Origin of the sequence: Pseudomonas peli, assembly GCF_050563605.1 — a bacterium.
Taxonomy (GTDB): Bacteria; Pseudomonadota; Gammaproteobacteria; order Pseudomonadales; family Pseudomonadaceae; genus Aquipseudomonas; species Aquipseudomonas peli_A.
In genome coordinates, this window is the sequence record NZ_JBNXUH010000008.1 from 193,784 (window position 1) to 209,871 (window position 16,088).

A 16,088-nucleotide genomic window follows, 5' to 3' on the forward strand; every position below is an offset into this window, starting at 1 on the left:
ATGTGCTTTGCTTTCGGTTTGCATAAACACGGCAAAAAAGCCGTTACGGGGAGTTCCGCATGCTGGAAAGACTGTTCCAACTCAAAGCCCACAACACCACGGTGCGCACCGAGATTCTGGCGGGGCTGACCACCTTTCTGACCATGGCCTACATTCTCTTCGTCAACCCCAACATGCTCGCCGAAACCGGCATGGACAAGGGCGCGGTCTTTGTTGCCACTTGCCTGGCGGCGGCAATTGGCTCGGCCATCATGGGCCTGCTGGCCAACTACCCGATTGCCCTGGCGCCGGGCATGGGCCTCAACGCCTTCTTCACCTACACCGTGGTGCTGACCATGGGTCACACCTGGCAGGTGGCGCTGGGTGCGGTGTTTCTCTCCGGGGTGATCTTCTTCGCGCTGTCGATCTTCAAGATCCGCGAATGGATCATCAACAGCATCCCGCTGGCCCTGCGTGCCGGTATTGCCGCCGGTATCGGCCTGTTCCTGGCGATCATCGCGCTGAAGAACGCTGGCATCGTGGTCGACCACCCGGCCACCCTGGTGACCCTCGGCGACCTAAGCCAGGGAGGCGCCATGCTCGCCTGCCTGGGTTTCTTCGTCATCGCGGCCCTGGCTTACCGCCAGGTCACCGGCGCGGTGATGATCGGCATTCTGCTGGTCACCGGCCTGTCGATCCTGTTCGGCCTGTCGCAGCTCAGCGGCGTGGTGTCGATGCCGCCCTCGCTGATGCCGACCCTGCTGCAACTGGACATCATGGGCGCCCTGGATATCGGCCTGCTCAGCGTGATTTTCGCCTTCCTCTTCGTTGACCTGTTCGACACCTCCGGCACCCTGGTCGGCGTGGCGCAAAAAGCCAACCTGCTGGACAAGGACGGCAAGATGCCCAAGCTCGGCCGCGCCCTGCTGGCCGACAGCACCGCGACCATGGCCGGCGCGGCGCTGGGCACCTCGACGACCACCAGCTATATCGAATCCGCTGCGGGCATCAGTGCCGGCGGACGCACCGGTCTGACCGCCTGCGTGGTGGCAATCCTGTTCCTCCTGGCGCTGTTCTTCGCCCCGCTGGCGGGCGCCGTACCAGCCTTCGCCACCGCACCGGCGCTGCTGTTCGTCGCCGTGCTGATGATGAGCAGCCTGGCGCAGATCGACTGGGACGACCTCACCGTCGCCGCCCCCGTGGTAGTTGCCGCACTGGCCATGCCACTGACCTTCTCGATTGCCAACGGCATCGCCTTCGGCTTTATCGCCTGGACCCTGATCAAGCTGCTGGCCGGCCGCTGGCGCGACCTCAACCCGGCGCTGGTGGTGCTCTCGGTACTGTTTGCGATCAAACTGGCGTACTTCGCCTGATGACCCTGGGGGTGGGCAACAGCCCACCCGCCTCCTTTTTTGAAAAGAGTCCCGCATGAGCCGTTCCCTGTTCGATCCCGCCACCTACGCCGCCCAGCTTGCTGACAAGCAGCAGCGCCTGATCGAGCTGCTGGCGCCGTTCAATGCACCCGCCCCCGAGGTATTTGAGTCGCCGCGCGAGCACTATCGCCTGCGCGCCGAATTCCGCCTGTGGCGCGAGGGTGAGGACCGTCACTACGCGATGTTCGAGGCCGGCGATAACCTCAACCCGATCTTCTTCGAAGACTTCCCCATCGCCAGCGCGCAGATCAATGCGCTGATGCCACGACTGAAAGCCTCCTGGCAAGCCAGCAGCGCCCTGAGCTTCAAGCTGTTTCAGGTCGAGTTTCTTACCACCCTGGCCGGCGATGGCCTGATCACCCTGTGTTACCACCGTCCGCTGGATACAGCCTGGCAGGCCGAAGCCGAGAAGCTTGCAGCCGATTTGCAGGTCAGCATCATTGGCCGCTCCAAGGGCAAGCGCATCGTGATCGGCCGGGATTATGTCGAGGAAAAACTGCAAGTCGCCGGCCGTACCTTCAGCTATCGCCAACCAGAGGGCGCGTTTACTCAGCCCAACGGCGAGGTGAATCAGAAGATGCTCGCCTGGGCTTATGACGCGCTTGGCGAACGCCAGGATGACCTGCTGGAGCTGTATTGCGGCAACGGCAACTTCACCCTGCCGCTGGCCACCCGCGTACGCAAGGTGCTGGCCACCGAGATCAGCAAGTCGTCGGTCAACGCCGCCCTGGCCAACCTGGCCGACAATGGCGTGGATAACGTCAGCCTGGTGCGTCTGTCCGCCGAAGAGCTGACCGAAGCACTGAATGAGGTGCGGCCGTTCCGTCGACTGGCCGGCATCGACCTGAAAAGCTACGACTTCGGCTGCGTATTCGTCGACCCGCCGCGCGCCGGCATGGACCCGGACACCTGCGAACTGACCCGGCGCTTCGAGCGCATTCTGTATATCTCCTGCAACCCGGAAACCCTGGCCGCCAACATCGCCCAGCTCAACGACACCCACAAGGTGACGCGCTGCGCGCTGTTCGACCAGTTCCCCTACACCCACCATATGGAGTCGGGTGTGTTGCTGGAGCGCCGCTAGCGTTACCACGCCACCCACAGCGACACAGGGTGCAAGCAGCAGACCCATCGGCGGATTGGCGCAAGGTTGCGCCACCCGACCTAGACTGCGCTGGCCAGGGTGCCTGGCACCCACCCACCAAGGAGTCGTCGATGCATCGTTATCTGTTAGCCCTGCTGCTGCCCCTGCTAAGTGCCTGCACCAGCACGCCAGAACCGTCGATACAGGTGCTGCAGCCCGTGCAAGCCACGCCGTATCAGACCTTCAGCGTGCGGGCGGTCAGGGCCAGCGGTCATCGTATGGATCTGGAGCAGCGCTTTAACCAGGCGGTGCAGAACGCACTCAGCGCCAAGGGTTACCGCTTCACTGAAACGCAGCCTGATATGCAGGTCATCTACGCCCTGGGCCTGGAGCACGCGCAAGGCATTGAGCTTGCCCCGGTGGCCGTCGGCGGCACGGTCTATACCCAGACCCGCGCCACCGAAGATGAGCGCGCACGCCTGGCCCTGCGCATTCTCGATAGCAAGACCCAGGCGGTGCTGTTTCAGGCGCAGATCAACCGGCAGCTGCACAACCCGGACATGAGCCAGAAAAACTTCGATCGTGGCGTGGCGAAAATCCTCGAAGGCTTCCCCGCCGCACGCTGACTCAAACGCGCTGCAAACCGCGCAGCGCCCAGAAGCACAGCCCCACCGAGACCACTTCCAGCAGCAGCGCGTAGAGATTGAAAGTCTGCTGCGCGCCGCCATCCAGCCACAGGCCGCCAATCCGCGCCAGCGCCAGAGCGCTGTAGAGCAGCACCAGCAGGGTCAGCGCTGCGCGGGTGAAGTCCAGCCGGCTCAGCGACAAACCGATAAACGCCGCCAGACCCAGTTGCAGGCCACCGTAGAACGCCCGCATATCGGTGGCGGCCGCTGGCGACATCAGCAGCATGCCGCTGAGGTTGGCCATTTCATGGGGGCGGACAAAATAGGCCAGGCCCAGGCCCGCCAATGCCAACAGTTGAATCACCAGTACTACGCGTGCAAACAACATGGACAGCATCCTTTTCTTAGAATTCGAGAGCCCAGAAATCGAGCACGCAGCATAAGCCCCAGCCGCGCCTTTCGGAAATCGACGGTGGTTAGCCACGGCCGTCGGGCGCTATGCTCAACCTTTCACCTGCCAGGAGTCACCCGATGCGCCAGCTGCTTGTTCTCGCCGGGCTGTTTGTCAGCAGCCTGAGTTTCGCCGCCGAACCCCTGACCATCGATGTGCATCGCGATGCCAACTGCGGTTGCTGCAAGGCCTGGATCAGCCACCTGCAGGACAACGGCTTTAACGTTGTTGATCATGTAGAAACCGATATGAGTGCGGTCAAACAGCGCCTGGGCGTGCCGCCGCGCGTGTCCTCCTGCCATACCGGAGTGATCAACGGCCAGTTTGTCGAAGGCCATGTACCGGCCGCCGACATTCTCAAAATGCGCAAACAGCCCGACCTACTCGGCGCGGCCGTACCCGGCATGCCAGCCGGCTCACCGGGTATGGAATACGGCAATGTGCGCGACGCCTATCAGGTCATCGGCCTGGATAAACAAGGCGCCGAGCGGGTGATCAGCGAATACCCCACTATTGAATAAGTGACGACTGCACTGGCGTAGTTCAAGCCTGCGGACGACACTCAAGCTCGGCATACAAACAGGACGATAGCGATGCGCTGGAAACGCGGTAGACGCAGTGACAACGTGGTGGATGCGCGCGGCAGCGGCTCACGCATGGGCGGCGGCAAAGGGCTAACCCTGGGCGGGGTGGCCATCGTGGTGATCGTCGGCCTGCTCAGCGGCCAGGACCCGATGCAGATCCTCGGCCAGCTGGCCGGGCAAGCCATGCAGGGCGGCTCGGTCAGCGCGCCGCAAAGCTCCGCGCCTGCGACCAATGACGAGCATTCGGAGTTCGTTCGCGCGGTGCTCGGCGATACCGAGGACACCTGGCGGGAAATCTTCCAGGGCGCCAATCGGCAGTACAAGGACCCGACCCTGGTGCTGTTTCAGGGCGGTGTGAATTCCGCCTGCGGCTTCGCCAACTCGGCGGTCGGGCCGTTCTATTGCCCCGGCGATCAGCGGGTGTATATCGACCTGGCGTTCTTCCGCGAGCTGGAGCAACGCTTTGGCGCGGCCGGCGACTTTGCCCAGGCGTATGTGATTGCCCATGAAGTCGGCCACCACGTGCAGACCCTGCTCGGCGTCTCGGCCAAGGTCAACGCCGCCCGCCAGCGCGGCGAACGGGTGGAAGGCGCCACTGGCCTGTTGGTACGGCAGGAGTTGCAGGCCGACTGCCTGGCGGGCGTGTGGGCCTTCCACGGCCAACGCCGGCATGACTGGCTGGAGCCAGGGGATATCGAGGAAGCACTGGGCGCCGCCAACGCCATCGGCGATGACCGCCTGCAGAAGCAGGCCCGCGGCCAGGTGGTACCGGACTCCTTCACCCACGGCACCTCGGAGCAGCGCGTGCGCTGGTTCAAGACTGGTTTCGACGGTGGCGATGTCGGCCGTTGCGACACCTTCAAGGCAACGCGGCTGTAAGCCAGACAAACGTACAAGGTGTTCAGCGCAAAAAAAATGCCGCTTACCTGATCAGGTAAGCGGCATTTTTTATCAGCAGCACTCTGTGCCTATTGCGCCCAAGGCGGTGGCGGCTCTTCGCCCTTGGGTTCGTCTTCGGCATTCAGCAGCGCCTGACGGCGCGCCTCGTCGGCAAGAGCGGCCTTGATCTCGCGCATCACAGCGTCGATATCGGCTTCTTCTTCCGGGTCATCGAATTCACCGGTCAGCGGGCTTTCCGGGGTCAGTTCACCGGCCTCATACAGCGCCCACATTTCCTTGGCGTACTTGGTGAACTTCAATTCCGGGGCGAACTGGCCAAAGTACGCAGACATGTTGCCGACATCACGTTCAAGCATCTTGAACGCATGATTGTTCCCAGCTGCGTCCACCGCCTGCGGCAGGTCGATGATCACCGGGCCGCCTGGATCAAGCAGTACGTTGAATTCCGACAGGTCGCCATGCACCAGGCCGGCGCAGAGCATCTTCACCACTTCATGAATCATAAAGGCGTGAAATTCGCGGGCATCGTCCGGGTGCAGGTCGACATCGTTGAGGCGCGGAGCGGCATCGCCCTCGCCGTCATCGACCAGCTCCATCAGCAACACGCCTTCAAGGAAGTCATACGGCTTGGGCACTCGCACCCCGGCGCTGGCCAGGCGGAACAGCGCCGCCACTTCAGCATTCTGCCAGGCGTCTTCCTGGCCCTTGCGACCGTACTTTGAGCCCTTGGCCATGGCCCGGGCATCACGGCTGTTACGCACCTTGCGGCCTTCCTGGTACTCGGCGGCCTGACGGAAGCTGCGTTTGTTGGCTTCTTTGTAGACCTTGGCGACGCGCAGTTCTTCGCCACAGCGCACCACATAGACCGCGGCTTCTTTACCGCTCATCAGCGGGCGTATCACTTCATCGACCAGCCCGGCTTCGACCAGGGGCTCAATACGTTTTGGCGTCTTCATCAGCTTTAATCAGGGGTCCTGTGTTGCCCAAGTCGTATCTGCCGCCCGTTATACGGCAATCTTTAAGCAGCGCCCACCCTCCTGTCAGCACGGCCCTAGTTGCGGGGTATTACGCAGGCCGCGCAAAGCGGGCAAAAACCGCTCAAGCACGCGGATTGGCGGCGAATTTAAACCCCTCAAGCGAAGCAAACCAGGCGTTACAAGCAAGCGCCCGATGCAACCAAAAGGCTTTAAGCACTGTCCCATTGAGCACTGCCCCATGGGCTACACATCAGCCAGTCGACCATGCCCTAAGGCGTGCGACACGTGTTGGACTTTACCTTTACCCCGCGAAGGCGCTTAGCCTGAGCCTGCAGTGATTGGGGGAAATAACCATGAAACGCGCCCAATCTGGCATCAGCGCTGTTCTGCAGAGGCCCGTCCTCTACCCGCATAACACCCTGGAAGACTTGGCAGCCCAGCGTCATGCCATTCCCAGCCGGTGTAATGGCATCAGCGCCCCGTGCGTCGCCTCCAGCTATGTCGCCACCCCGACGCCCGCGCGCTATATCAGCCGCCTGTGCACCCAGTTCGCCCACAAGCTGCCGGTCACTTTCGATGAGCATCACGGGCGCATCGAGTTCGCCTTCGGCCTCTCACACCTGCATGCAGACAGAACCGGTCTGCATATCACCGCCCTGAGCAACAACCAGCAAGACCTGGACAAGCTCAAGCACCTGATCGCCGCGCACTTCGAGCGCTTTGCCTGGCAGGCTGAGCTAAGCCTCGACTGGCAGTAACAGCCACGCTCAGAACGCCTGTAGATGCTGGCGCAGCGCTTCGATGGCATAGCGCACCTTGGCCGGTTGCGCATCGCGGCGTGGCGTTACCAGGTAGATGCCGAAGGGTGGCAAACGCCAGTTCGGCAGCAGCTCGCGCAGGCTGCCATTGGCCAACTCCTCACGCACTTCCTGCTCCGGCTGCAACGACACGCCCATACCGGCCAAAGTGAAATGGCGCACCGCCAGGATGTTATTGCAGCCCACCCGGCTTTCCACCCGCAGTTTCTCTAGCTGTGCATCCGGCCCGTGTAGCTCCAGCACGTTGAACGCGTTATCGCCGTGCAGGATCAACCAGTCCAGACCGATCAAGTCTTGCGGATGATTGATCAGTGGTTTGCGCAGCAAGTAGGCCGGTGCGGCGCACAGCAGCATGCGCGAGTCGCCGATATGCCGCGCCACCAGGCTGGAGTCCTCCAGATTGCCAACGCGGATGGCCAGGTCGATACGCTGCTCAATCAGATCGATCTGCTCATCATGGAAGAACAGCTTGAGGCTCAGGCCGCTGTGCGCCTGCAACAGCGGCGCCAGTGCAGCGCTAAGCCGCCGCCCGGAAAACCCCACCGGCGCGGCAATACGTAGCTCGCCCACCGGCGCATCGCGCAGTTCGGCCAACCGCTGCTCGGCCTGCTGCGCCAGCGCCAGCACCTGGGCGCAGCTCTGATAAAACGTTGCGCCCGCCTCAGTCAGGGTCAGCTTGCGCGTGGTGCGATGCAGTAGGCTGACCTGGGTGCTTTCTTCCAGCTTGCGAATCTGCTGGCTGACCGCCGAGGCCGTCATGCCCAACACCTCGGCCGCCGCCACCATGGAGCCGCGATCGACCACGGTGGCGAACACCGCCATGCGCTTTAGCTGCTCCATTCATAAGCCCTGCTTAATAGTTAAAGCCTTTTTAGCCTATTTTTCTGACCTTTATCCAGCTGCGATTATCTCTCTCACGTAATCCCATCTGGAGACACCCCATGAAACTCGCTCTGATCGGTGCCAGCGGCTTTGTTGGCGCAGCTGTTCTACAAGAAGCCCTAGACCGCTTCCATCAGGTCAGCGGCATCGTCCGTGACCCCGCGAAACTGCCGCAGCATCCGGCGCTGACCGCAGTGGCCGGCGATGCCTACAACGCCGAGGCATTGGCCGAGCAACTCAAGGGCCATGACGCAGTGATCCACGCCTTCAACCCCGGTTGGGGCACGGCGGATATCCGCGAACGCTTTATCCAGGGCAGCCAGGCGATCATCGCAGCCAGCAAGCAGGCCGGTGTGCCGCGCCTGCTAGTGGTCGGCGGCGCGGGCAGCCTATATGTCGCCCCAGGCCTGCAGCTGATCGACACCCCGGACTTCCCCGCCGAATACAAGGAAGGCGCCGAAGGCGCGCGGCAGGCCCTCAATTTGCTGAAGGCTGAAACCGCGCTGGACTGGAGCTTTATCTCGCCGCCCGCGCTGCTGCAGCCCGGTGCGCGCAGCGGGCAGTTCCGCATCGGCGGCGACCAGTTGCTGATGAATGGCGATGCCCCGGCGCAGATCTCGGTGGCAGACCTCGCCGTGGCCATCATCGATGAGCTGGAGCGCCCACAACACCTGCGTCAGCGCTTTACCGTCGGCTATTAAACCGCGCCTTAATGAGGAGCAACCCATGCAACTGAACGCCAGCGCCTATGTCGCCACGGATACCCCAGCCCGCTATATCAGCCGGCTGTGCAAACACTTCGCCCACAAGATCCCGGTGAGTTTCGATGAGCAACAGGGGCGTATCGAGTTCGACAGCGGCCTCGCCCTGTTGCAGGCAGAGGCCGACGGCCTGCGCCTGAGCGTGCAAAGCGCCAGCAGCGAAGGCCTGGAAAGCCTGAAGAAGGTGGTGACCAGCCATTTCGAGCGCTTCGCCTGGCAGGCCGAGCTAAGCCTCAACTGGCAGTAATCAACTCGCCGGCAGGGTCAGCTCGATGCTTTCTCCCAGCGAGTCGTCCAGGCGCTGCAATTCGGCGTGAATTGCAGCGGCGTCGTCGGCCAGGCGCTGGGCGATTTCGGCGAAGTCATCGGCGGCCTCGATAAAGGCCAGCACCACCGAAGGATCGAAGCGCGTGCCACTGGCCGCGCTGATCTGCTGAAGCGCGTCGGCGTGGCTGCATGAAGGCCGGTACAGGTGGTGGCTGGTCAGTTCCTCATAAGCACTGACCACCGCCATCAACCGAGCCGTCAGGGGAATCTGTTCGCCCAGCAAGCCTTGCGGATAGCCACTGCCGTCCCAGCATTCATGCTGGCTATAGACGATATCGCGGGCGTCGCGCAGAAAATCGGTGACGTTGCCCAGTTTGGCTTCGGCGGCCAGTAAGGCATTGCGCCCGGCCTCGGTATGCCGGTGCAGCAGCTTGAGGTCATCGCCCTGCAGCTGCTGGATGGGATTAAGCAGAATGCGGTCCGGCAGCACCAGCTTGCCGATGCCATGCAGCAGCGCCGATTTACCCACCTGGACGATGCGTTCCTTGCTCAACTCATCGGCCAGGGCCGGTTGCTGATGCCACAGCGCCGTGGCCAGGGTGGCCATATAGGGTTCAATGCGCGCCAGGTGTTTGCCGCTGGGGTTGTCGCGCATGGCCGCAAGGCTGGCCATGGCCTCGATGGTGACTTCCTGCAGGCGCTGCATATCGCGGGTGCGGCGGCGCACTTCCAGTTCCAGGTATTCACTCTTGTCGCGCAGAAAATCCGCACTGGCCTTGAGCTGCAGTTGCGCATGCACCCGCGCCAGCACCAGCGGCGGGCTGATCGGCTTGGTGATGTAGTCCACCGCACCCAGATCAAAGCCGTGTTGCTCATCGGCCACTTCACTCTTGGCAGTGAGAAACACCACCGGGATATTCGCAGTGGCCGGATTGAGCTTGAGCAGGCGGCAGACTTCGTAACCGTCCATCTCCGGCATCATGATGTCGAGCAGGATCAGATCCGGCTGCTGGCTGCCGGCGGCAATGCGCAGCGCCTTGACGCCGCTGCTGGCGACCTTGACCCGGTAATCGTCGAGCAGCAGCGCGCTCATCAGCTCAAGGTTCTCCGGGGTGTCGTCCACCACCAGCACCAATGGCTGATCCGGCCGGTCGAGTATGTTGTCCATCACCGCTCCCCACTCAGAGTGTCAGTTGCCGTTGTGCGGCTGCGGCCTGCAGCAGCGCCAGCGCCTGTTCGAAGTCAAATCCACGCACCGCCGCAGCCAGGGCCGCGTATTCACTAGTAAAGGCGCTGCGCAGCAGTTCGGCCTGCTCATCGAAAAGTTTTCCCGCGCGCGGATCATCCTCGGCGAACAGCCGTTGCAGCTGCCGACACAGTTGCAGCAACTGTTCGGCATCCACGGCCTGCAGCGCGCCGGACCGATCGGCGGGAAACTGCGCATGGATCGCCGCCACCAGGACCTCCAGACTCTGCTGCAGCTCGGCCAGCAGGCTATCCAGCTCATCGTGACGGGCATCCTTGATCGCGCTTTCCAGAGTTGCCGCCTGGGCCGCCAGATCAGTAGCGCCTAGATTGCCGGCCAGGCCCTTGAGGCTATGGGCCAGACGCTCGGCACTTTCCTGCTGATTAGCCGCCAGCGCGGCACGCAGCTGCGCCGGGAAATCAGCCTGGCTGGCGGCGAACTTGCCGAGCAGGCGCTGATACAGCTCGCGCTTGCCGAGTACCCGGCGCAGGCCGCTGTCGATATCCACACCCGGCAGCTGCCAATCCACGGCCGCGTCAACTACGCGGGACGACTCAACCAGCGGCTCAGCCTGGGCCGCCATCCAACGTGACAGGGTATGCCACAGCTCGTTCGGCTCAATCGGCTTGCCCAGGTGATCGTTCATCCCCGCCGCCAGACAGCGCTCGCGGTCGGCGGGCATGGCATTGGCGGTCATGGCGACGATTGGCAACGCAGCAAAGCGCGATTCACGGCGAATCGCCTCGGTGGTGGCGATGCCATCCAGCACCGGCATCTGCATATCCATCAGCACCAGGGCGTAATAGCCGTCGGCATGGCCGCGCAGCAGCTCGATGGCGATGCCACCGTGCTCGGCCTGATCGATCTGCAAACCGCTTTCCTGCAACAGGCCGCACGCCACCTCGCGGTTCAGCTCGTTGTCTTCCACCAGCAGCACACGCAAGGAGCTGAAATTGGGAATCTGCTCACCCGCCGGCAGGCGCGCAAAGCCCTGCGCCGGGCCGTCGCCAGCAAGGCTGCGAATCAGCGCATCGAACAACAGCGAAGGGTTCAGCGGTTTAAGCAGCACGTCTTCGACGCCGACCTTCTCCGCCCCCAGAAGCACCTCCTCACGGCAATGGGCGGTGACCATCAGCAGGTGTGGCGGTGGTTGCAGATTGAGTTCGCGCACCCGACGCAGGGTTTCGATGCCATCCATGCCTGGCATCTGCCAGTCGACCAGCAGCACCTCGAACGGCTCACGCTGCAAACTGGCCTGTTGTACCTGCTGCAAGGCGGCCATGCCCGAGGCCACGGCTTCGACGCGAAAGCTCATGCTTTCCAGCATGTCGTGCAGCACCTGGCGTGCGCTGTCGTTGTCATCCACCACCAGCACCTTGCGTCCACGCAGATCGGCCTGCGGCAACAGATGCGCGGTCTGCTGGCGAGCAATACCCAGCGGCACCCGGCACCAGAACAGGCTGCCCTGCCCCGGCTGACTCTCGACCCCAACACTGCCGTCCATGGCTTCGGCCAGGCTCTTGCAGATGGCCAGCCCGAGGCCGGTGCCGCCGTATTTGCGCGTGGTCGAGGTGTCGGCCTGCTGGAAGGACTCGAACAAACGGCCCATCTGCTCGGGCGTCAGGCCGATGCCGGTGTCGCGCACGCCGAGGTACAGCAGCAACTGCTCGGCGTCGCGCTGCTCGACACGCAGAATCACCTCGACCTCGCCCTGTTCGGTGAACTTCACCGCATTGTTGGCGTAGTTGATCAGGATCTGTCCCAGACGCAGCGGGTCGCCAACCAGTTGCTGCGGCAGCTGCGGATCGAGGTTGAACACCAGCTCCAGGCCCTTGGCGGCGACCTTGTCGCCGATCAGGTTGGAGAGGTTTTCCAGCACCTGCTGCAAGCCAAAGTCGATGCGTTCGATGGTCAGCTTGCCGGCCTCGATCTTGGAGAAGTCGAGGATGTCGTTGATGATCCCCAGCAGGTGCTGACCGGACTGCTGAATCTTGCCCAGGTAATCGCGCTGGCGCGGGTTCAGCTCGGTTTTCAGGGCCAGGTGCGACATGCCGATAATTGCGTTCATCGGCGTGCGGATTTCGTGGCTCATATTGGCGAGAAAGTCCGACTTCAGCCGCGCGGCCTCTTCGGCCAGCTCCTTGGCCTCGGCCATGGCCTGCTCGGCCTGCTTGCGCGCGGTGATATCACGGCTGATGCCCACCAGCCCGAGCACCTGGCCTTGCTCGTCATAAAAGGTGGTGCGCAGCGTGTCGAAAATCACCCGCCGGCCATCCGGGTAGACCGAGTAGCCTTCGCTTTCAAACGGCTGCGCCTGACTTCTGGCGATGCGGTCATGCTCGGCGCGCGAGGCGGCCCAGGCCGGGTCGAGCAACGCTTCGTCACGCTGACCCTGCACCTCCTCGCTAGGCCGGCCGAACAGCGTGGCGCAGGCCTGGTTGATGCCAACATATCGGCCGTCGACATCCTTGAACCAGATCGGATCGGGAATCGCGTTGATCAACGCCAGCAAGGTGCTGCGCTGACGGCTGGCTTCGGCCTCTGCACGTTGGCGCTCGGCGATCTGCACGGCCAGACGGCGGTTCCACACCAGCACGAAAATCACCAGCGCCAGCAGGCCGAGCAAGTAGGGCCAACCCACAGCCAGCAGGCGCCGCCAGTTGAATGCGGTCAAGGGCGGTAGCCAGCGCTGCTTGATCGCCTCCTGCTCGCTGTCGCTCAGATCGTCCAGGGCCAGGTTGAGCAAGCTGACCAGCTGCGGCCAATCCGGGCGCACGGCAAAGCGAAACTCGCTGCTGGACAAGCCGGTTTCGCCGCGCAATTCAAGGTTGGTCAGGTTGAGTTCGCGAATCAGGTGACTGGCCACGATCATGTCGCCGACATAGGCATCCGCGCGCCCGGACGACACCGCGCGCAGGGCCGCTTCGGTGTCTGCCACTTCAAGCAAACGCACGCCCGCCACCCGCTCGCGCAGCGCCTGCTGCAAAACATAGCCGCGCTCGATGGCCACCTGTTTGCCCGCCAGATCCTTGATGCGCTGCACCGCCAGCTCGCTGCGGGTAAAGATCAGGCTGCTACTGGTCAGATAGGGCTCGCTGAACGCCATAAAGGTTTCGCGTTCGGCGGTCTTGGCCACCGAGGGCAGCAGATCGACCTGGCCGCTGCGCAGAGCCTTGAGCGCGGTATCCCAGTCATCCATCAGCACCGGCTCAAAGCGCAGCCCCAGGCGCTCGCCGAGCAGAGCCAGGTAGTCGCCACTCAGGCCGCTATGGCGGCCTTCCTTGTCCAGCACATCGAACGGCGGCCAGCCGCTGCGCTCAAGCCCAACCCGAATCACCCCATGCTCGGCAACCCAGGTTCGCTCCGCCTCACTCAGCGACACGGCCGCAGGCACGGCTAGTGGCAGCAGGCATAACAGCAACAGGCAACAGAAGCGCGGCATGGCGGCATCCTTGCGGGCGATCAGGTGTTCTTCAGCTTAGTCAGCAGTTTGAAAGTCAGATGTGGATTGGCAGACCGCCAGCCGCAGCCGACAATCAACCCATGACTATTGAGGATCGCGCCATGCTCGATGCCAACCGCTGCTGGCAAGCCGTATGCGACCGTGATGCCGCGCAGGATGGGCGCTTTGTATTTGCCGTACGCAGCACCGGTATCTATTGCCGGCCCAGTTGCCCGGCGCGGCGGCCCCGGCGGGAGAACGTCAGTTTCCATTCCGATGCTGAGGCAGCTGCAGTCGCCGGCTTTCGCCCATGCAAACGCTGCTCGCCGCAGGGCCAGAGCCCGGCCGAACAGCTGGATGCACTGGTGGTGGCCGTCTGCGAGTTGCTCAACACCAGCGAGCAGCCGCTAACCCTCGAACAGCTGGCAGCGCGTATCGGCCTGTCTCCTTCGCACCTGGCGCGCGCCTTCAAGGCGCGCACCGGGCTGACGCCCAAAGCCTGGAACGAGGCGCAACGCCGCGAGCGTCTGGAGCAACAATTGCCGGCAGCAAATAGCGTGCTGGATGCAGCGCTAAGCGCCGGCTACTCCGGCACCCGCGCGCTGTATCAACAGCCGGAGTCCCTGAGCCCGGCGCAACGGCGTAAACAGGGCGCGGGCGAACAGCTGCGCTACAGCATCGCGCCCTGCCCGCTCGGCCACTTGCTGCTGGCCAGCAGTGCCAAGGGCATCTGCGCGCTGCTGTTTGGTGACGACCCGGCTGCGCTGTTAAGTGAACTGCAGCAACGCTTTGCTGCCGCCGAACTGCAGGTGGATAACCCGGGCTTGGGCGATAGCTTGCGCCAGGTGCTCGCGCAGATCAGCGAACCGCAGCGCGCCGCCCAGCTGCCGCTGGATATTCGCGGCACGGCGTTTCAGCAACAGGTGTGGCGCGCCCTGCAGCAGATTCCGCTGGGGCAGACGCGCAACTACGCCGAACTGGCCGCGCAACTGGGCAGCCATCCACGCGCCATAGCCCGCGCCTGCGCCAGCAACCCGCTGGGCCTGCTGGTGCCGTGCCACCGGGTGATCGCCAGCAACGGCAGCCTCAGCGGTTACCGCTGGGGCCTGGCGCGCAAGGCGGCGCTGCTTAAGCGGGAAGCCGAGCCATCGTTTGAGCAATAAACAGCCATAAAAAAAGAGCGGCGCCACCTTCGTGGGCCGCTCCAAATCACGGAGTTGCATACATCAGTAGCCGCACAGCGTGCGGATACCGCTGTTTGATTACTTTTCCAGGATTGCAGTCACACCCTGACCGCCAGCGGCGCAAATCGAGATCAGCCCACGGCCTTCCTGCGCCACCGAAAGCAGCTTGGCCAGGTTGGCGACGATGCGCCCGCCAGTGGCCGCAAAGGGGTGGCCGGCTGCCAGGGAGCTGCCCTTGACGTTCATCTTGCTGCGGTCGATGGAGCCCAACGGCGCATCCAGGCCGAGACGGGTTTTGCAGTAGTCGGCGTCTTCCCAGGCCTTGAGGGTGCAGAGCACCTGGGCGGCGAAGGCCTCATGAATTTCGTAGTAATCGAAGTCCTGCAGGCTCAGCTTGTTGCGCGCCAGCAAGCGCGGCACCGCGTAGGCCGGAGCCATCAGCAGGCCTTCCTTGCCGCCGACGAAATCCACTGCTGCAGCTTCGCCATCCTTCCAGTAAGCCAGGATCGGCAGACCGCGGGACTTGGCCCAGTCTTCGCTGGCCAGCAGCACCAGGGACGCGCCATCGGTCAGTGGCGTCGAGTTGGCGGCAGTCATGGTGCCGCGTGGGCTGCGCTCGAAGCAGGGCTTGAGCGTGGCGAGTTTTTCCAGGCTGATATCGGCGCGCAGGTTCTGGTCGCGGGTCAGGCCACGGAACGGCGTGAGCAAATCGTCGTGCCAGCCTTCGGCATAGGCAGCGGCGAGTTTCTGGTGGCTGGCCACGGCCAGTTGGTCCTGCTCGTCACGCGGGATGGCCCAGGTCTGCGCCATCAGCTCGCAGTGTTCACCCATCGACAGCCCGGTACGCGGCTCGCCATTGCGCGGAATAGCCGGGGCCAGATGGCGTGGGCGAATCTGCAGCAGGCTCTTGATCTTCTCACCGGTGCTCTTGCCGCGATTGGCCTGCAGCAGGATCTGCCGCAGCCCCTCGTTGACCCCGATCGGTGCGTCCGAAGTGGTGTCGACGCCGCCAGCGATGCCGCACTCGATCTGCCCGAGGGCGATCTTGTTGGCCACCAACAGTGCAGCCTCCAGGCCAGTGCCGCAGGCCTGTTGCAGGTCATAAGCCGGGGTTTCCGGGGCCAAACGCGAGCCGAGCACGCATTCGCGGGTCAGGTTGAAGTCGCGCGAATGCTTGAGCACCGCACCGGCCACCACTTCGCCGAGGCGTTCGCCGTGCAGGTTGAAACGCTCGACCAGGCCATCCAGCGCGCTGATCAGCATCTCCTGGTTGCTCGCGGTGGCGTAGACGGTGTTGGAGCGGGCGAACGGAATGCGGTTACCACCGACAATGGCGACGCGGCGCGGCTGGGTCATGGATGACTCCTGAGCTGGGATGGGGCTGAGAGGGATAGCGCACAGGCTAACCTGTCCCTGCAGTGTGGCATTGGCCGCCTTGCCAGTGCAGCAGGCGA

Annotated in this window: 15 protein-coding genes; 9 read left to right on the forward strand and 6 right to left on the reverse strand. The window is 63.4% G+C overall.

Going from position 1 to position 16,088, the window contains the following annotated elements; genetic code table 11:
• The first annotated feature begins 59 nt into the window (after positions 1 to 59).
• The 3 genes from ACQ4LH_RS12220 to ACQ4LH_RS12230 all read left to right on the forward strand — a co-directional run bounded on the left by ACQ4LH_RS12220 (position 60) and on the right by ACQ4LH_RS12230 (position 3,122).
• On the forward strand, positions 60 to 1,352 hold the full coding sequence (locus tag ACQ4LH_RS12220) for an NCS2 family permease (protein WP_170049396.1): 1,293 nt from the start codon (positions 60 to 62) through the stop codon (positions 1,350 to 1,352).
• Between the two features lie 55 nt (positions 1,353 to 1,407).
• The gene (trmA, locus tag ACQ4LH_RS12225; RefSeq protein ID WP_430697406.1) at positions 1,408 to 2,496 is read left to right on the forward strand and encodes a tRNA (uridine(54)-C5)-methyltransferase TrmA; all 1,089 of its coding nucleotides are present in this window, start codon (positions 1,408 to 1,410) and stop codon (positions 2,494 to 2,496) included.
• A 131-nt stretch (positions 2,497 to 2,627) separates the two neighbouring features.
• Positions 2,628 to 3,122 carry a DUF4136 domain-containing protein gene (locus ACQ4LH_RS12230; RefSeq protein ID WP_430697407.1) on the forward strand — a complete coding sequence of 165 codons (495 nt, stop codon included), beginning with the start codon at positions 2,628 to 2,630 and terminating at the stop codon, positions 3,120 to 3,122.
• Position 3,123: 1 nt separating this feature from the next.
• Here the strand turns inward: ACQ4LH_RS12230 and ACQ4LH_RS12235 are convergent, their stop codons facing one another.
• On the reverse strand, positions 3,124 to 3,510 hold the full coding sequence (locus ACQ4LH_RS12235; RefSeq protein WP_311089373.1) for a DUF4345 domain-containing protein: 387 nt from the start codon (positions 3,508 to 3,510) through the stop codon (positions 3,124 to 3,126).
• Positions 3,511 to 3,653: 143 nt separating this feature from the next.
• Between ACQ4LH_RS12235 and ACQ4LH_RS12240 the strand changes: the two genes are divergently transcribed.
• Complete coding sequence (locus ACQ4LH_RS12240; protein ID WP_430697408.1) at positions 3,654 to 4,094, forward strand: DUF411 domain-containing protein; 441 nt, start codon at positions 3,654 to 3,656, stop codon at positions 4,092 to 4,094.
• Between the two features lie 72 nt (positions 4,095 to 4,166).
• On the forward strand, positions 4,167 to 5,036 hold the full coding sequence (gene ypfJ / locus ACQ4LH_RS12245; protein ID WP_430697409.1) for a KPN_02809 family neutral zinc metallopeptidase: 870 nt from the start codon (positions 4,167 to 4,169) through the stop codon (positions 5,034 to 5,036).
• Positions 5,037 to 5,125: 89 nt separating this feature from the next.
• Here ypfJ and ACQ4LH_RS12250 read toward each other — a convergent pair whose 3' ends face one another.
• Positions 5,126 to 6,013 carry a PA4780 family RIO1-like protein kinase gene (locus ACQ4LH_RS12250; protein ID WP_430697410.1) on the reverse strand — a complete coding sequence of 296 codons (888 nt, stop codon included), beginning with the start codon at positions 6,011 to 6,013 and terminating at the stop codon, positions 5,126 to 5,128.
• Positions 6,014 to 6,387: 374 nt separating this feature from the next.
• Here ACQ4LH_RS12250 and ACQ4LH_RS12255 point away from each other — a divergent pair, with 374 nt between their 5' ends.
• The gene (locus ACQ4LH_RS12255; protein ID WP_430697411.1) at positions 6,388 to 6,792 is read left to right on the forward strand and encodes a DUF2218 domain-containing protein; all 405 of its coding nucleotides are present in this window, start codon (positions 6,388 to 6,390) and stop codon (positions 6,790 to 6,792) included.
• Positions 6,793 to 6,801: 9 nt separating this feature from the next.
• Here the strand turns inward: ACQ4LH_RS12255 and ACQ4LH_RS12260 are convergent, their stop codons facing one another.
• Positions 6,802 to 7,692: a LysR family transcriptional regulator gene (locus ACQ4LH_RS12260; RefSeq protein ID WP_430697412.1), complete on the reverse strand. Its 891-nt coding sequence runs from the start codon at positions 7,690 to 7,692 to the stop codon at positions 6,802 to 6,804.
• A gap of 101 nt (positions 7,693 to 7,793) precedes the next feature.
• Between ACQ4LH_RS12260 and ACQ4LH_RS12265 the strand changes: the two genes are divergently transcribed.
• Positions 7,794 to 8,435: an NAD(P)-dependent oxidoreductase gene (locus tag ACQ4LH_RS12265; protein WP_430697413.1), complete on the forward strand. Its 642-nt coding sequence runs from the start codon at positions 7,794 to 7,796 to the stop codon at positions 8,433 to 8,435.
• 25 nt (positions 8,436 to 8,460) lie between these two features.
• The gene (locus ACQ4LH_RS12270; RefSeq protein WP_430697414.1) at positions 8,461 to 8,742 is read left to right on the forward strand and encodes a DUF2218 domain-containing protein; all 282 of its coding nucleotides are present in this window, start codon (positions 8,461 to 8,463) and stop codon (positions 8,740 to 8,742) included.
• Here the strand turns inward: ACQ4LH_RS12270 and ACQ4LH_RS12275 are convergent, their stop codons facing one another.
• On the reverse strand, positions 8,743 to 9,930 hold the full coding sequence (locus ACQ4LH_RS12275; RefSeq protein ID WP_430697415.1) for an HD domain-containing phosphohydrolase: 1,188 nt from the start codon (positions 9,928 to 9,930) through the stop codon (positions 8,743 to 8,745).
• A gap of 13 nt (positions 9,931 to 9,943) precedes the next feature.
• Positions 9,944 to 13,450 carry a response regulator gene (locus ACQ4LH_RS12280; protein WP_430697416.1) on the reverse strand — a complete coding sequence of 1,169 codons (3,507 nt, stop codon included), beginning with the start codon at positions 13,448 to 13,450 and terminating at the stop codon, positions 9,944 to 9,946.
• A gap of 122 nt (positions 13,451 to 13,572) precedes the next feature.
• Here ACQ4LH_RS12280 and ada point away from each other — a divergent pair, with 122 nt between their 5' ends.
• Positions 13,573 to 14,613, forward strand: a complete 1,041-nt coding sequence (gene ada, locus ACQ4LH_RS12285) for a bifunctional DNA-binding transcriptional regulator/O6-methylguanine-DNA methyltransferase Ada (protein ID WP_430697437.1) — start codon at positions 13,573 to 13,575, stop codon at positions 14,611 to 14,613.
• A 99-nt stretch (positions 14,614 to 14,712) separates the two neighbouring features.
• On the opposite strand, the gene ACQ4LH_RS12290 is transcribed toward ada, so the two are convergent.
• A complete protein-coding gene (locus ACQ4LH_RS12290; protein WP_430697417.1) occupies positions 14,713 to 15,990 on the reverse strand; it encodes an acetyl-CoA C-acetyltransferase in 1,278 nt (425 codons plus the stop codon).
• Between the last annotated feature and the right edge of the window lie 98 nt (positions 15,991 to 16,088).

Excerpts from the sequence above, each read along its gene's own strand:
- ACQ4LH_RS12260 (WP_430697412.1), bottom strand. The coding sequence starts at position 7,692 with ATGGAGCAGCTAAAGCGCATGGCGGTGTTCGCCACCGTGGTCGATCGC.
- ACQ4LH_RS12275 (WP_430697415.1), bottom strand. The coding sequence starts at position 9,930 with ATGGACAACATACTCGACCGGCCGGATCAGCCATTGGTGCTGGTGGTG.
- ACQ4LH_RS12250 (WP_430697410.1), bottom strand. The coding sequence starts at position 6,013 with ATGAAGACGCCAAAACGTATTGAGCCCCTGGTCGAAGCCGGGCTGGTC.
- ACQ4LH_RS12270 (WP_430697414.1), top strand. The coding sequence starts at position 8,461 with ATGCAACTGAACGCCAGCGCCTATGTCGCCACGGATACCCCAGCCCGC.
- ACQ4LH_RS12280 (WP_430697416.1), bottom strand. The coding sequence starts at position 13,450 with ATGCCGCGCTTCTGTTGCCTGTTGCTGTTATGCCTGCTGCCACTAGCC.
- ypfJ (WP_430697409.1), top strand. The coding sequence starts at position 4,167 with ATGCGCTGGAAACGCGGTAGACGCAGTGACAACGTGGTGGATGCGCGC.
- ACQ4LH_RS12290 (WP_430697417.1), bottom strand. The coding sequence starts at position 15,990 with ATGACCCAGCCGCGCCGCGTCGCCATTGTCGGTGGTAACCGCATTCCG.
- ada (WP_430697437.1), top strand. The coding sequence starts at position 13,573 with ATGCTCGATGCCAACCGCTGCTGGCAAGCCGTATGCGACCGTGATGCC.
- ACQ4LH_RS12255 (WP_430697411.1), top strand. The coding sequence starts at position 6,388 with ATGAAACGCGCCCAATCTGGCATCAGCGCTGTTCTGCAGAGGCCCGTC.
- ACQ4LH_RS12230 (WP_430697407.1), top strand. The coding sequence starts at position 2,628 with ATGCATCGTTATCTGTTAGCCCTGCTGCTGCCCCTGCTAAGTGCCTGC.
- trmA (WP_430697406.1), top strand. The coding sequence starts at position 1,408 with ATGAGCCGTTCCCTGTTCGATCCCGCCACCTACGCCGCCCAGCTTGCT.
- ACQ4LH_RS12240 (WP_430697408.1), top strand. The coding sequence starts at position 3,654 with ATGCGCCAGCTGCTTGTTCTCGCCGGGCTGTTTGTCAGCAGCCTGAGT.
- ACQ4LH_RS12220 (WP_170049396.1), top strand. The coding sequence starts at position 60 with ATGCTGGAAAGACTGTTCCAACTCAAAGCCCACAACACCACGGTGCGC.
- ACQ4LH_RS12265 (WP_430697413.1), top strand. The coding sequence starts at position 7,794 with ATGAAACTCGCTCTGATCGGTGCCAGCGGCTTTGTTGGCGCAGCTGTT.
- ACQ4LH_RS12235 (WP_311089373.1), bottom strand. The coding sequence starts at position 3,510 with ATGTTGTTTGCACGCGTAGTACTGGTGATTCAACTGTTGGCATTGGCG.